Source organism: Streptomyces sp. NPDC059355 (genome assembly GCF_042752335.1).
GTDB lineage: Bacteria > Actinomycetota > Actinomycetes > Streptomycetales > Streptomycetaceae > Streptomyces.
On record NZ_JBHYXN010000009.1, the window covers coordinates 211490 to 224454 of the forward strand.

General features: G+C 70.6%; 15 protein-coding genes and 1 pseudogene. 11 read left to right on the forward strand and 5 right to left on the reverse strand.

Going from position 1 to position 12965, the window contains the following annotated elements; genetic code table 11:
* The first annotated feature begins 222 nt into the window (after window positions 1–222).
* The gene (glpX, locus tag ACFXGI_RS12010) at window positions 223–1254 is read left to right on the forward strand and encodes a class II fructose-bisphosphatase (RefSeq protein WP_030159594.1); all 1032 of its coding nucleotides are present in this window, start codon (window positions 223–225) and stop codon (window positions 1252–1254) included.
* A gap of 93 nt (window positions 1255–1347) precedes the next feature.
* Here glpX and ACFXGI_RS12015 read toward each other — a convergent pair whose 3' ends face one another.
* The 3 genes from ACFXGI_RS12015 to ACFXGI_RS12025 form a co-directional block, all read right to left on the reverse strand.
* Window positions 1348–1746, reverse strand: coding sequence for a WhiB family transcriptional regulator (locus tag ACFXGI_RS12015; protein ID WP_078622249.1), 399 nt, complete (start codon window positions 1744–1746; stop codon window positions 1348–1350).
* A 168-nt stretch (window positions 1747–1914) separates the two neighbouring features.
* The gene (locus ACFXGI_RS12020; protein ID WP_384705285.1) at window positions 1915–2535 is read right to left on the reverse strand and encodes a TIGR03086 family metal-binding protein; all 621 of its coding nucleotides are present in this window, start codon (window positions 2533–2535) and stop codon (window positions 1915–1917) included.
* A gap of 147 nt (window positions 2536–2682) precedes the next feature.
* A complete protein-coding gene (locus ACFXGI_RS12025; RefSeq protein ID WP_384705286.1) occupies window positions 2683–3357 on the reverse strand; it encodes a DUF1707 domain-containing protein in 675 nt (224 codons plus the stop codon).
* Window positions 3358–3517: 160 nt separating this feature from the next.
* Between ACFXGI_RS12025 and ACFXGI_RS12030 the strand changes: the two genes are divergently transcribed.
* From ACFXGI_RS12030 to ACFXGI_RS12055, 6 genes are all read left to right on the forward strand, one after another.
* The gene (locus ACFXGI_RS12030) at window positions 3518–5185 is read left to right on the forward strand and encodes a fumarate hydratase (RefSeq protein WP_384705287.1); all 1668 of its coding nucleotides are present in this window, start codon (window positions 3518–3520) and stop codon (window positions 5183–5185) included.
* 165 nt (window positions 5186–5350) lie between these two features.
* Window positions 5351–5542 (forward strand): hypothetical protein, encoded by a 192-nt coding sequence (locus ACFXGI_RS12035; RefSeq protein WP_384705288.1) that lies wholly within the window; start codon window positions 5351–5353, stop codon window positions 5540–5542.
* Window positions 5526–6053, forward strand: coding sequence for a DUF6879 family protein (locus ACFXGI_RS12040; RefSeq protein WP_384705289.1), 528 nt, complete (start codon window positions 5526–5528; stop codon window positions 6051–6053). The genes ACFXGI_RS12035 and ACFXGI_RS12040 overlap by 17 nt, the downstream gene beginning before the upstream one ends.
* Complete coding sequence (locus tag ACFXGI_RS12045; protein WP_384705308.1) at window positions 6050–6880, forward strand: helix-turn-helix domain-containing protein; 831 nt, start codon at window positions 6050–6052, stop codon at window positions 6878–6880. The genes ACFXGI_RS12040 and ACFXGI_RS12045 overlap by 4 nt, the downstream gene beginning before the upstream one ends.
* 68 nt (window positions 6881–6948) lie before the next feature.
* Window positions 6949–7095 carry a hypothetical protein gene (locus tag ACFXGI_RS12050; RefSeq protein ID WP_384705290.1) on the forward strand — a complete coding sequence of 49 codons (147 nt, stop codon included), beginning with the start codon at window positions 6949–6951 and terminating at the stop codon, window positions 7093–7095.
* A 39-nt stretch (window positions 7096–7134) separates the two neighbouring features.
* Window positions 7135–7359 carry a hypothetical protein gene (locus tag ACFXGI_RS12055; protein ID WP_384705291.1) on the forward strand — a complete coding sequence of 75 codons (225 nt, stop codon included), beginning with the start codon at window positions 7135–7137 and terminating at the stop codon, window positions 7357–7359.
* Here the strand turns inward: ACFXGI_RS12055 and ACFXGI_RS12060 are convergent.
* Window positions 7336–7686 carry a hypothetical protein gene (locus ACFXGI_RS12060; RefSeq protein WP_384705292.1) on the reverse strand — a complete coding sequence of 117 codons (351 nt, stop codon included), beginning with the start codon at window positions 7684–7686 and terminating at the stop codon, window positions 7336–7338. The two genes, ACFXGI_RS12055 and ACFXGI_RS12060, sit on opposite strands and share 24 nt — an antisense overlap.
* 53 nt (window positions 7687–7739) lie before the next feature.
* Here ACFXGI_RS12060 and ACFXGI_RS12065 point away from each other — a divergent pair, with 53 nt between their 5' ends.
* Window positions 7740–8501, forward strand: a complete 762-nt coding sequence (locus ACFXGI_RS12065) for a glycerophosphodiester phosphodiesterase (RefSeq protein ID WP_384705293.1) — start codon at window positions 7740–7742, stop codon at window positions 8499–8501.
* A 76-nt stretch (window positions 8502–8577) separates the two neighbouring features.
* Here the strand turns inward: ACFXGI_RS12065 and ACFXGI_RS12070 are convergent, their stop codons facing one another.
* Entirely contained in the window at window positions 8578–10107 is a 1530-nt protein-coding gene (locus tag ACFXGI_RS12070) for a ricin-type beta-trefoil lectin domain protein (RefSeq protein ID WP_384705294.1), read from the reverse strand.
* 105 nt (window positions 10108–10212) lie between these two features.
* Between ACFXGI_RS12070 and ACFXGI_RS12075 the strand changes: the two genes are divergently transcribed.
* The 3 genes and pseudogenes from ACFXGI_RS12075 to ACFXGI_RS12085 all read left to right on the forward strand — a co-directional run.
* Window positions 10213–11628 carry a class II fumarate hydratase gene (locus tag ACFXGI_RS12075; protein ID WP_384705295.1) on the forward strand — a complete coding sequence of 472 codons (1416 nt, stop codon included), beginning with the start codon at window positions 10213–10215 and terminating at the stop codon, window positions 11626–11628.
* A 103-nt stretch (window positions 11629–11731) separates the two neighbouring features.
* On the forward strand, window positions 11732–12427 hold the full coding sequence (locus ACFXGI_RS12080) for a DUF402 domain-containing protein (RefSeq protein ID WP_384705296.1): 696 nt from the start codon (window positions 11732–11734) through the stop codon (window positions 12425–12427).
* 252 nt (window positions 12428–12679) lie between these two features.
* Window positions 12680–12965: pseudogene (locus ACFXGI_RS12085) on the forward strand (hypothetical protein); the annotation flags it as partial.

Below are 12965 nucleotides of genomic sequence, written 5' to 3' on the forward strand. Positions count from 1 at the left end.
CTGCCACGCCACCATCGTCCCCCATGACCGGGAGTGATCTCCGCCGGGGTGGGCGCGGCGGGCCCCCGGGTCTCCGGGGATGTCCGCAAGACGTCCGCTCACGCCAACCGCGTGACCGATATACCGCTCATACGTGACCCGGTCTGCTCAATTTGTCGACGTACCGATAGAGTTCCAGCACCCTCACTTCCCGGCCGTCGCCGTACAGAAAGGTGCGCTCCGATGACCGAGCACAACCTGCCGCCCCAGCTCGAAGTCTCTCCGGAGGCCCCCGACCGCAACCTCGCCCTGGAGCTCGTCCGGGTGACCGAGGCCGCTGCCATGGCCGCGGGCCGGTGGGTCGGGCGCGGCGACAAGCTCGGCGCCGACGGCGCCGCGGTCAACGCGATGCGGACCCTGATCTCCACCGTCTCGATGAACGGCGTCGTCGTCATCGGCGAGGGCGAGAAGGACGAAGCACCGATGCTGTTCAACGGCGAGCGGGTCGGCGACGGCACCGGCGCCGAGGTCGACATCGCGGTCGACCCGATCGACGGCACCACCCTGAACGCCAAGGGCATGCCGAACGCCATCGCCGTCCTGGCCGCCGCCGACCGCGGCACCATGTTCGACCCGTCCGCGGTCTTCTACATGGAGAAGCTGGTCACCGGACCCGAGGCCGCCGACTTCGTCGACATCAACGCCCCGGTCTCCGTCAACATCCGCCGCGTCGCCAAGGCCAAGAACATGGCCGTCGAAGACGTCACCGTGATCATCCTGGACCGCCCGCGCCACGAGGGCATCGTCAAGGAGATCCGCGAGACGGGTGCCCGCATCAAGTTCATCTCCGACGGCGACGTCGCCGGCTCGGTCATGGCGGTGCGCGAGGGCACCGGCGTGGACCTGCTGCTCGGCATCGGCGGCACCCCCGAGGGCATCATCTCGGCCTGCGCCATCAAGTGCCTCGGCGGCACCATCCAGGGCAAGCTGTGGCCCAAGGACGAGGCCGAGCGCCAGAAGGCCATCGACGCCGGCCACGACCTGGACCGCGTCCTGCACACGAACGACCTGGTCTCCGGCGACAACGTCTTCTTCGTCGCCACCGGCATCACGGACGGCGAGCTGCTGCGCGGCGTCCACTACCGCTCGGAGACCGCGACCACGTCCTCGCTGGTCATGCGCTCGAAGTCGGGCACGATCCGGCAGATCGACTCGACGCACCGCCTGTCGAAGCTGCGCGCGTACAGCGCGATCGACTTCGACCGCGCCCAGTAGGAGCCGCGAACAGGGCTGCGGGCAGCCGGTACGGCGAGAGGGGCGCAACCGCGTGCGGCGGTTGCGCCCCTCTCGCCTGCGTACGTGCGGGACTCAGCCCGCGGCGGCTATCGGCCCGGCTCCCGGCGCTTGGCGCAGCTCCGCCGCGCGGCGCCTGCGGCGGGCCAGCACCACGCGCCGCTCGGCGGCGGTGAGCCCGCCCCACACCCCGTACGGCTCGGGCTGGAGCAGGGCGTGCTCGCGGCAGGCGACCATCACCGGACAGCGCGCGCAGACCCGCTTCGCGGCCTCCTCACGGGAGAGCCGGGCCGCCGTCGGCTCCTTGGAGGGGGCGAAGAACAGCCCCGCCTCGTCCCGGCGGCACACCGCCTCCGCGTGCCATGGGCCGTCATCTTCCCTCGCCGGCACCCGCGGCTTCGGTACGGCGGCCGGACGGGCTTGAAGGCTCGGTACGGCGGCTACCTGCAGGGACTGATGCGGCGGATGCGGCACGGCCTACTCCTGACGACGTATACGCAAGCGAGAGACGATGCACCTGTCCCTACCCGCTGTGCGCGCCCCTATGCACTGCGTGGAGCAAGGGCGCCGCCCCGTCGAACTTCGACCGAAACGCGACGCCGGTGTACGTCGTCGCGCGCCCGCGCACGCCCGCGCGCGGGCTCACTCCTGACGGGCGCCCCGCAGCGCGTCCGGCGGCGTCCAGTCGGGCCGGCGGCCGAGGTACGCGAGCAGCGCGGCCACCGGGTCGGCGGCGGCGTCGGGCGCCGGCAGCAGCGCCGGGCCGTACGCGAACCCGCGCAGGGGCTCGGCGAGGGTCTCCGCCGTCGGGCGCAGGGCCGCGGCGAGGGCCGGGGTCAGCGGGGAGGGCAGGCCGGTGGCGACGGCGATGTCCCAGGCGTGGACGGCGGCGTCGAGGGCGGCCGCGCCGACCGCGGTCTCGGCGGGGACGGTGAACGGGGGCAGCGGTACGGCGACCTCCGCCGTACCCGGCGCGACCCCGGCGAAGGCCTCCGCCGCGGCGTCGAGGGCCGGGGCCAGCAGCTGCGCGGGGGCGGCGGCCAGGATGCCGGAGGGCGCGAAGGGGTCTTCGGCCGGGCCCGGGCCGCCGGTGAGGCGGGCGGCGTAGCCGAGCTGGTCGCCGGCCGCGTGCTGCAGCACTTGGCTGACATTCCACCGTTCGCAGGGCGTCGGACGGTCCCAGCCGTCGGCGGGCACTCCGTCGACGACGGAGCGCAGCGCCGCGTGCGCGGCATCGAGCAAGTCCCACTTGGATGCGGTCATGGGGCCGATCCTAGGGCGGACTCCGGCCAAGTCGGCTGAAATCCCGGCCAGTTGACACGGATGCGGCCGGGGCCGGATCGGGGTCGGGAAGGGGGCCGGGACCTGGATCGGGGCCGGGGCCGGGCCGGGGCCGGGGCCGGGGCCGGGCTACCCCTGGAGGCGCTTGCGCAGCTTGAGGGCCAGGTCCACGAGGCGGGCGCCGAGCTTGGGGCGGGCCTCGATGTTGCCCAGCAGGGCGAAGCCGCGGACGATCACGACCGGCGCGCTCGGGTCGGTGGTCTCGGCGCGGCCCTCCCCGTGCACCTCGAAGTTCCCGAGGACCCCGCTGCCGTAGCCGCGCAGGGTCACGTTCTCCGGGACCGTGATCTCGACGTTCCCCAGCACGCTCGTCACGTCGATCTCGGTGACCTGCTGCTCGAAGACGGCCTCGGTGAGGTCGATGGTGACGTCGCCGAGGACCGCCACCACGCGGGTGTGGGCGCCGGGGCGCCAGCGGCCCTTGCGGGTGGAGCTGCTGCACACGGCGACCACGGTCTCCGAGACCGCCGCCCGGCCGTCGGCGGCCGGGACCGGGGCCGGGGCCGCGTACTGTCCGTACGCGGGCGCCGCCGCGGGGCCGCCGGGTGCCGGGAGGTCCCGTACGAGCACCTCCAGCTCCCCGACCGTCTTCACCGCGTACAGCGAATCCAGCCGCTCGGAGTGCTCGTCGGTGGTCAGCCGGCCCTCGGCGAGGGCGTCGGCCAGGATGTGCGCGATCCGGTCGCGGTCGGCGTCGGAGGCCCGCAGGTCGGCGGGCGCGGCAGGCTTCTTTTCCAGGTCCACGCCGGCCAGCATAGCGATACGCGATAGATCGCGATAGTCGGCGGCAGTTGACAGTGAGCCTTACCTCACAGACGCACCCCGGGGCGGAGGTCCTACGCTGGATAGCCGCGCTGCCAAATGGTCGCCAGCGCCGTCTGCCGAGTGAGGAATGACTGCCGTCATGCCAGAGTTTGCGTACACCGACCTGCTGCCCCTGGGCGAGGACACCACCCCCTACCGGTTGGTGACCTCGGAGGGCGTCTCGACGTTCGAGGCCGACGGCCGTACGTTCCTCAAGGTCGAGCCCGAGGCGCTGCGCACGCTCGCCGAAGAGGCCATCCACGACATCCAGCACTTCCTGCGCCCCGCGCACCTCGCGCAGCTGCGCCGGATCATCGACGACCCCGAGGCCTCGTCGAACGACAAGTTCGTCGCGCTCGACCTCCTGAAGAACGCGAACATCGCGGCGGCCGGCGTCCTGCCGATGTGCCAGGACACGGGCACGGCGATCGTGATGGGCAAGCGCGGCCAGAACGTGCTGACGGAGGGCGGGGACGAGGCGGCTCTGTCGCACGGCATCTTCGACGCGTACACGCGCCTCAACCTGCGCTACTCGCAGATGGCCCCGCTCACCATGTGGGAGGAGAAGAACACCGGCTCGAACCTGCCCGCGCAGATCGAGCTGTACGCGACGGACGGCGGCGCGTACAAGTTCCTCTTCATGGCCAAGGGCGGCGGCTCGGCCAACAAGTCCTTCCTCTACCAGGAGACGAAGGCGGTCCTCAACGAGGCCTCCATGATGAAGTTCCTGGAGGAGAAGATCCGTTCGCTGGGCACCGCGGCCTGCCCGCCGTACCACCTCGCGATCGTGGTCGGCGGCACGTCGGCCGAGCACGCGCTCAAGACGGCGAAGTACGCCTCGGCCCACTACCTGGACGAGCTGCCCACCGAGGGCTCCCCGCTGGGCCACGGCTTCCGGGACCTCGACCTGGAGCAGCAGGTCTTCGAACTGACGCAGAAGATCGGCATCGGCGCGCAGTTCGGCGGCAAGTACTTCTGCCACGACGTGCGCGTCGTCCGCCTGCCGCGCCACGGCGCGTCGCTGCCGGTGGCCATCGCGGTCTCGTGCTCGGCGGACCGCCAGGCGACCGCGAAGATCACCGCGGAGGGCGTCTTCCTGGAGCAGCTGGAGCGCGACCCGGCCCGCTTCCTCCCGGAGACGACGGACGAGCACCTGGACGAGTCGGCGGACGTGGTGAAGATCGACCTGAACCAGCCGATGGAGGACATCCTCGCCACGCTCACCCGGCACCCGGTGAAGACCCGCCTCTCCCTGACGGGCCCGCTGGTGGTGGCGCGCGACATCGCGCACGCCAAGATCAAGGAGCTGCTGGACTCGGGCACCGAGATGCCGCAGTACCTGAAGGACCACCCGGTCTACTACGCCGGCCCGGCGAAGACCCCCGAGGGCTACGCCTCGGGCTCCTTCGGCCCGACCACGGCCGGCCGCATGGACTCGTACGTCGAGCAGTTCCAGGCGGCGGGCGGCTCGAAGGTCATGCTGGCCAAGGGCAACCGCTCGCAGCAGGTGACGGACGCGTGCGCCGCGCACGGCGGCTTCTACCTCGGCTCGATCGGCGGCCCGGCGGCGCGCCTGGCGCAGGACTGCATCAAGAAGGTCGAGGTCCTGGAGTACGAGGAGCTCGGCATGGAGGCGGTCTGGAAGATCGAGGTCGAGGACTTCCCGGCGTTCATCGTCGTGGACGACAAGGGCAACGACTTCTTCCAGAACCCGGCCCCGGCCCCCACCTTCACCCACATCCCCCTCCGCGGCCCGGGCCTCGCGTAACCGCACCCGCCCCCGGTAAAGAGCCCCTGGCCCCGCCAGGGGCTCTTGCCGTCGCGGCCACGCCACCCCGTTGGGCGGTTTCCAGTAACGGAAACCCGAACCCCTTGTTCCTCGGGTTGGGGCCCGGGAGCATCGGAGACGACATCCCATGACGAGGGGCGGCTTGTGAAGCTGACGCGACTGGTAGGCGAGTGCGACGAAGGCGAGTGCCCGACCGTCTATGTAACGGACCGCGGCACGCTGGCCATCCAGGGAACCACGGTGGCTGATCACGGGCTGGAGATCCCCGGTCACGAAACCCTGGTGGAAGTTCCGATCGAGCTCATCCGGAAGGCTGTTCGTGACAACCTCATCTAGGTCGCTGGGCGATTGGTTCAAGGACTTCGACGTTGCAGCCTTCCGGCTGGAGACACTGGACGATTACAGCAAGTCGGGTGGCGTTGACGCCTACCGTGCGTTCCTTGCCGGCGAGCCGCAGCCCGAGAACTACAACACCGTGGGATGGATGACGACGGTCGGCGAGGCGGTCCGGTCGGGAAGGCGTATCTATCGCGTCCACGTCCTCGCCCGTCCGCTGACGGACTACCTTCGCTACGAGCTCTCCTGGGGGTACCGTCGAAACATGACGGCGGGGGAAGAGTTCTTCATCCTGGATACGACCAACCAGGAGAACCCGATCCCGGAAGCCCCGGACTTCTGGCTCTTCGATGAGCACACCGTCGGAGCCATGCACTACGACGGAGACGGTAAATACCTGGGCGTCGAGTTCCTGGGAGAAGACGAACTGTCCAGGTTCTTGGGATACAGGGACGCTGCAATGGCTCAGGCCGTGCCGTTCGCTGAGTGGTGGACGACGTACGGCGGGTGAAGAGATCTCATCTCGGGTCGGCGCTGCGGGATCTGCGGGAGTCTTCCGGGCTGGAAGCGAAAGTGGTCGCCCGTGGCGCTGCCATGTCCCGTTCCAAGCTCTCCAAGATTGAGAACGGAAACACGGCTCCAAGCGTCACGGACGTCGAGTGCATCCTGACGGCAATCGGAGTGTCGGGCGAGGTCAAGGCCGAGTACATGGCCGCCGCCAGAGAAGCGGCCACAGAGGTCACTGCGTGGCGGCTTGTCAGACGTCTGGGGCACAGCCGGAAGCAGCAGCAGGTGCAGGCCATCGAATCCCGAACAACCCTGCTGCGCCTCTTTCAGCCCTCGCTCGTCCCCGGGCTGCTCCAGACTCCGGAATACGTGCGGGCGGTTTTCGCGCGAAAAGACCTGACGGAAGTGCAGCTGGAACGCACGATCAGCGCGCGGCTGGCACGGCAAAGCATCCTGTATGCGGATGGGAAGACGTTCCGCTTCATCATCACGGAATCGGTCCTCCGGTGGCTGATCGTCCCGCCTCTGGTGATGGCGGGACAGCTCGACCGGTTGGTTTCCGTGTCACGGCTTCCCAACGTGGACATCCGGGTCGTTGCACTCTCCGCCCCGCAGGTGGACTTCCCCGCCCATTCGTTCTCCATCAAGGATGATCGAATGGTGACAGTTGAGATGGTTCACGCGGAGACCGTGGTGACGGATCCCCGGGACATTGCACTGTACGTAACCAAGTTCGAAGGATTCAGTGGGATCTCCGTTGAAGGTGACGCCATGCGAACCCTGATCGAGACCATCCGGGACGGGTTTTTGCGCGAACAGGAAACCGGCTAGAAGCCACGCCTTTCGGCCGGACACCATTGGCTGGCGATTGTCGGAGACAGTGGTGAAAGAGGTGCGCCGTGGCTGACAGGACGGACGAGTGGGAGTACATGACCTACGCGCCGCCGGGGAACGAGTGCTCCGCCTGTCGGCAGGAGGTCCAGTTGCTTGATCCCGTCCGTCGGCGGACCCTCCAGCAGGGGTCCGGGGCTGCGGTCGTGGTCTAATCGGCATGCGGTGGAATGCGGCGGTCAGGGGAAGGGCGCGTGATGGAGATGCAGGCCTGGAGGGAGGCCTGGGAGCGGGCCACCGTGGCCGCCGAGTCCCTGCGGGCGGCCTTCGCGGGGCTCGGGTTGCCGGAGTCGGCGTGGGGGCGTGTGCGGCCCTCCGTCACGCATGCGGGTCGGGCGTACGTGGACCTCGGGACGCTCCCCGCCGAAGCGGCGGAGCGGATCGCCGAAGCCCTCTCACCCGAGCGTGCCGCGCAGTAGTGCCGCCTCGACCGGGGTGGCCTCGAAGCCGTGGGTGCGGGCGTGGACGAGCTCCGGGAGCGAGAGGGCCATCAGCTCACGGAGGGGCTTGAGGGGAATGCCGTGCGGGCCGCCGACCTCCAGGCGTACCGTCCCCTCGCGGGCCACGACCTCCTCGCGGACGTCTTCCGCGGCCGGTCCCCAGCCTCCGTCGCACGCCTGCGTCTTGGACACCGGGCAGTAGTGCTGCCACTCCCAGCGCAGGCGGCCGTCGACGATGCGCTGCCAGGACTCGTCCCGGCAGGACGCGCACGGTGTGCAGTGGAACGTCATGAAGTGTTCGGGCATCGGTGCAGCATGCTGCACCGATGCGGTTGGCGCATCCGGATAACGTCTGGGGCATGAGTTCACTCGCCACCGCCCGCGACGTGCGGGTCATCGCCCATCGCGGGGCCTCGCACGAGCACCCCGAGCACACCCTCGCCGCCTATCGGCAGGCCATCGACGACGGGGCCGATGCGCTGGAGTGCGACGTACGGCTGAGTGCCGACGGGCGGCTCGTGTGCGTGCACGACCGGCGGGTGGAGCGGACCTCCGACGGACGCGGGACCGTCTCCGCCATGACGTACGAGGAGCTGGCCGGCCTCGACTTCGGCGGCTGGAAGGGCGCGGCGCACCGCGGGGCGCAGGTGCTGCTCTTCGAGGACCTGCTCAAGGAGGCGCTGGCCGCCGACCGGCCCGTCGGGCTGGCCGTCGAGACGAAGCACCCCACCCGCGCAGGCGGCCGGCTGGAGGCCGAGCTCGTACGGGTCCTCAAGGAGCACGGGCTCGCCGACGGCTCCGACGGCCGGGTCGAGGTGATGAGCTTCTCCCGCAACGCCCTGATCCGGCTGAACCGGCTGGCCCCCGGGCTGCCCGCCGTGTACCTGATCGAGCGGGCGGTGCGGCCGCCGAGGCCTCCCTTCGCGGGGCACGCCGGTCCCGGCATCGACCTGCTGCGCAAGGACCCGGGGCTGGTGGCGCGGCTCAAGGCCAAGGGGCTGCGCGTGCGCGTCTGGACGGTCGACGAGCCGGAGGACGTCGAGCTGTGCCTGCGGCTGGGTGTGGACACCTTGATCACCAACCGGCCGCGTGAGGTGCGGGAGTACCTGCGCAGCCGGTAGCGGGCAGCCGGTGAGCCCGGACGAGAACACCCGGCCGGCCGTGCCGGCCGGGTGTGGGGGGTTGCGCGAACGGGGGTTACGCGAAGCGCTGGGTCGCCGCGCCGTTGCAGGTCTGCAGGCGCAGTTGGTCGTGGGCGGCGGCCACGGTCAGGCACATGCCCGGGGCGGCCGCGGGCCGCAGGGTGGCGCCGTCGCGGACCCACTGCTGGTTCGCGCCGCCGTGGCAGTTCCAGATGATCAGGCCGGTGCCCGCGCCGTAGTTGGCGCCCGGGGCGTCCAGGCAGCGGTCGTGGGTGAGCTCGATGTGGACGGACTTCCTGGCGGAGTCGTACCACCAGCCCTGGTTGCGGCCGCCGTGGCAGTCCCAGCCGATGACCTTGGTCTCGTTGGCGCTGGAGCCGCCGTTGGAGTCGAGGCAGTTGCCGGTCGCCTCGTTCTTCAGCGGCGCGTAGAGGGAGTCCCAGGACCCGGCCTGCAGGACGGGCGTCCCGGTGCTCGCCGGGTCGGCGCAGGAGGCCTCGCGCAGGCCCGAGTCGTAGAGCTGGGTCAGGCAGGACGCGAACGCGCCGTGGCCCCGGTAGTTGGGGTGGAAGGACTGGCGGGCGGTGTTCTCGTCCCACGGGAAGTGGTCCCCGAGGTCCAGGTAGAGGCCGCGGGCCCAGGTGTCCTCCATGCACACCTCGTGGCCCTGGAAGAGCCGCGAGTTGTCCAGGTACGTGGCCCCCGAGGCCAGCGCCGCCGCGCGCATGCCCTTCTCGAAGGCGGGCACCGCGTAGTTGCGGCCCCAGGCGGCGTCGGAGTCGTAGCCGGCGCAGCCTCCGGGGAGCTTGCCCGGGAAGTTCGGGTTGTCGTAGAAGTCGGGGCCGATGGGGCTCGGGTAGCCCATCACGACGAGCTTGTAGTCGGAGTCCGCGTAACCCGCGTCGCGCATGACCGTCTTGAGATCGGCGACCGTCGCCTCGACCTTGGGCTTCAGGCCGTCCACGCGTGCCTGCCAGCCCGGCCCGTACTTGGGCTCGCAGGTGCCCTGGCTGAGCACCCAGCGGGTCACGCAGTCGGTCATGACCGGGCCGAACTGCAGGTCGTCGTTGGCGCCGGCGACGAGCAGCACCATCTTGATCTTCGTATTGCGCGCCTTGACGGCCAGGCTGTCGCTCTGCACCAGCTCGTCCGCGTACTGCTTGCTGCCACCGATCCGGATGTTGCCGGTGTAGCCGCCGGAGCACGCGACGTTGAAGGTCAGGTCGGCCGGGATGCCGGTGCGGTGGATCGCGGAGTCCGGCGAGCGGTGGCACTGGTTGTTCGGGGTGTTGGTCGCCGGGTCGTAGTTGCCCACGCCCTCGCCCGAAATCTCGCTGTCGCCGAGCGAGATCAGGCCTGTCTTGCGCTCGTTCAGCGGGCGGATCGCCGCGTCGCCGTAGATCTTGACGGCCTCCGCCGCGCGGATGGCCTCCAGTTCGGGCGAGAGCGGGGTGGCGGCCGCAGCGGGGCTGCTCGCGGCCTGGGCCATGGGGGTGATGGCGGTGACGCCCCCGAGGGCGGCCGCGATCGCCGCGGCGGCGGCAAAGGTAGATCTGAGCCCGGGTCTCGTACCCACACGTGTCATGAACGTCTCCCCTGTCGGTGTTACCCCCGGTATTTACTGGCCGGTAGGGGACTTGGGAACACTTCGAACAAGACAATTGCTCAACTTTTTGAGGAGGCAATCAAGATGACGAAAGATCAGCAGTCCCAGGGGCCTGCGAGCGAGTACCGCGTCGAGCACGACTCGATGGGCGAGGTACGGGTCCCCGCGCATGCCAAATGGCGGGCCCAGACCCAGCGCGCGGTGGAGAACTTCCCCCTCTCCGGCCAGCGTCTGGAGCGCGCCCACATCGAGGCGCTCGCCCTCGTCAAGGCCGCGGCCGCCGCGGTGAACGCGAAGCTGGGGGTCGTGGACGAGGACACCGCCGACGCGATCCGGTCCGCCGCCTCCGAGGTGGCCGAGGGCCGCTGGGACGAGCACTTCCCGGTCGACGTGTTCCAGACCGGGTCCGGCACCTCGTCCAACATGAACGCCAACGAGGTCATCGCGACCCTGGCCGGCGAGCGGCTCGGCCGCGAGGTCCACCCCAACGACCACGTCAACGCCTCGCAGAGCTCCAACGACGTGTTCCCGTCGTCCATCCACATCGCCGCGACCGCCGCCGTCACCCGTGAGCTGATCCCCGCCCTGGAGCACCTCGCCGCCGCCCTGGAGCGCAAGGCCGCCGAGTTCGCCGAGGTGGTCAAGGCGGGCCGCACCCACCTGATGGACGCCACCCCGGTGACCCTGGGCCAGGAGTTCGGCGGGTACGCCGCCCAGGTGCGCTACGGCGTCGAGCGGCTGCGCGCGGCCCTGCCCCGGCTCGCCGAACTGCCGCTGGGCGGGACCGCCGTGGGCACCGGGATCAACACCCCGCCCGGATTCTCCGCCGCCGTGATCGCCGAGGTGGCCGCCGCGACCGGGCTGCCGCTGACCGAGGCGCGCAACCACTTCGAGGCCCAGGGGGCGCGGGACGCGCTGGTGGAGACCTCGGGGATGCTCCGTACGATCGCCGTCTCCCTGACCAAGATCTCCAACGATCTGCGCTGGATGGCCTCGGGGCCGCGCACGGGATTGGCCGAAATCAATCTGCCCGATCTCCAGCCTGGCTCCTCGATCATGCCCGGGAAGGTCAATCCGGTGATCCCGGAGGCCGTACTGATGGTCGCCGCACAGGTGACCGGGAACGACACGACCGTCGCCGTGGCGGGCGCGGCCGGCAATTTCGAGCTCAATGTGATGCTCCCGGTGATGGCCAAGAACCTGCTGGAATCGATCCGGCTGCTCGGCAACGCGAGCCGCCTGCTGGCCGACCGCACGGTCGACGGGATCACCGCGAACGTGGCGCGGGCCAGGGAGTTCGCCGAGTCCTCCCCCTCCGTGGTGACCCCGCTGAACCGGTACATCGGCTACGAGGAGGCGGCCAAGGTCGCGAAGAAGGCCCTCGCCGAGCGGAAGACGATCAGGGAGGTCGTGCTGGAGTCCGGGTACGTCGACCGCGGCGACCTGACGCTGGAACAACTGGACGAGGCCCTCGACGTCCTGCGGATGACCCGGCCCTAAAAACGTTTCCGGACATGGGCCGGATTCGGTCGTTTCCCGTCCCCGCGCACCTCCGTGACCTGCACCGCAGCGGGCGCGGGGGCCCCCGCCCTAAGATCTGCGCATGACAGGTACCGGAGGCCGCGGGGGCGGCGACGCGCAGGGCACCCGCTGGCGGCCGGGTGAGCAGGTCCTCTGGCGCTACCGCGACCACGCCCCGGCCCTGAAGGGTGCGGTCCACATCTGCCGCCCGGTGACGGTGGTGCAGGACACCGCCGAACTGCTGGCCGTGTGGATGGCTCCCGGCACCGAGTGCGTCAAGCCGGTGCTGGCCGACGGCACCTCCGTACACGAGGAGCCGCTCGCCACCCGGTACACCGCGCCGCGCACCACCGTACGGTCGCGCTGGTTCGGGGCCGGCGTGCTGAAGCTGGCCCGGCCCGGGGACCCGTGGTCGGTGTGGCTGTTCTGGGACCACGGCTGGCGGTTCAAGAGCTGGTACGTGAACCTCGAGGAGCCGCGCACCCGGTGGTCCGGCGGGGTCGATTCCGTGGACCACTTCCTGGACATCTCCGTCTACCCCGACCGTACGTGGAAGTGGCGCGACGAGGACGAGTTCGCGCAGGCCCAGCGGGCCGGCCTGATGGACGCCGAACAGGCCCGCCAGGTGCAGGCCGCGGGGCGGGCGGCGGTGGACGTGATCAAGGCCTGGGGGGCGCCGTTCTCCGACGGCTGGCAGGACTGGCGGCCGGATCCCGCCTGGGGAGTTCCGGCCCTGCCCGAGGACTGGGACCGCACCCCGGCGCATATGACCTCATGAGACCCTTGATGCGCCCCCGGGGTTCAACCGTAAGATCTCCCTCCGCAGGTCGCGCGCGGGAGGCGCGCTGGGCCCTGAAGCCGTAAATGTCGTGCCGGACGCGGGACTTGACCGGAGGTCAAAGCAGAGCGAGAGGTAACGAGCGGGACGCGGAACCGCGGGGCGATGGTGTCCCCGCCGCTGAGCGGGTATACCGCGACTGACCGAGTTGAGTGCAGCGCACATCGAGCGCAAACGGACGGAATTCCACGCGTGACGGAGTACCCCACCTCGCAGGAGGGCCCGCCGCCTGCCGCGGCCGCCGCGACACCGGCCCCGGGCGGCCCCGGCATGCCCGCCACCCCCGGCGGCTGTTCGGACGAGCTGGGCCACGGCAAGGCCCCCGTCCCCGCGGCCGAGGCCGTACGCGGCTCGGCCGTGCCCGGCGACGACCCCGTCCGCTCGGACGTCCCGCGCCCGCGCGGCGAGGGCGTACCCGCCGCTCCCCAGGACGGCACGCCCCGCCCGGCGCGCGGCCGCGCACGGGGCACCGCGGCAT

Excerpts from the sequence above, each read along its gene's own strand:
- glpX (WP_030159594.1), top strand. The coding sequence starts at position 223 with ATGACCGAGCACAACCTGCCGCCCCAGCTCGAAGTCTCTCCGGAGGCC.
- ACFXGI_RS12030 (WP_384705287.1), top strand. The coding sequence starts at position 3,518 with ATGCCAGAGTTTGCGTACACCGACCTGCTGCCCCTGGGCGAGGACACC.
- ACFXGI_RS12020 (WP_384705285.1), bottom strand. The coding sequence starts at position 2,535 with ATGACCGCATCCAAGTGGGACTTGCTCGATGCCGCGCACGCGGCGCTG.
- ACFXGI_RS12065 (WP_384705293.1), top strand. The coding sequence starts at position 7,740 with ATGAGTTCACTCGCCACCGCCCGCGACGTGCGGGTCATCGCCCATCGC.
- ACFXGI_RS12070 (WP_384705294.1), bottom strand. The coding sequence starts at position 10,107 with ATGACACGTGTGGGTACGAGACCCGGGCTCAGATCTACCTTTGCCGCC.
- ACFXGI_RS12080 (WP_384705296.1), top strand. The coding sequence starts at position 11,732 with ATGACAGGTACCGGAGGCCGCGGGGGCGGCGACGCGCAGGGCACCCGC.
- ACFXGI_RS12075 (WP_384705295.1), top strand. The coding sequence starts at position 10,213 with ATGACGAAAGATCAGCAGTCCCAGGGGCCTGCGAGCGAGTACCGCGTC.
- ACFXGI_RS12060 (WP_384705292.1), bottom strand. The coding sequence starts at position 7,686 with ATGCCCGAACACTTCATGACGTTCCACTGCACACCGTGCGCGTCCTGC.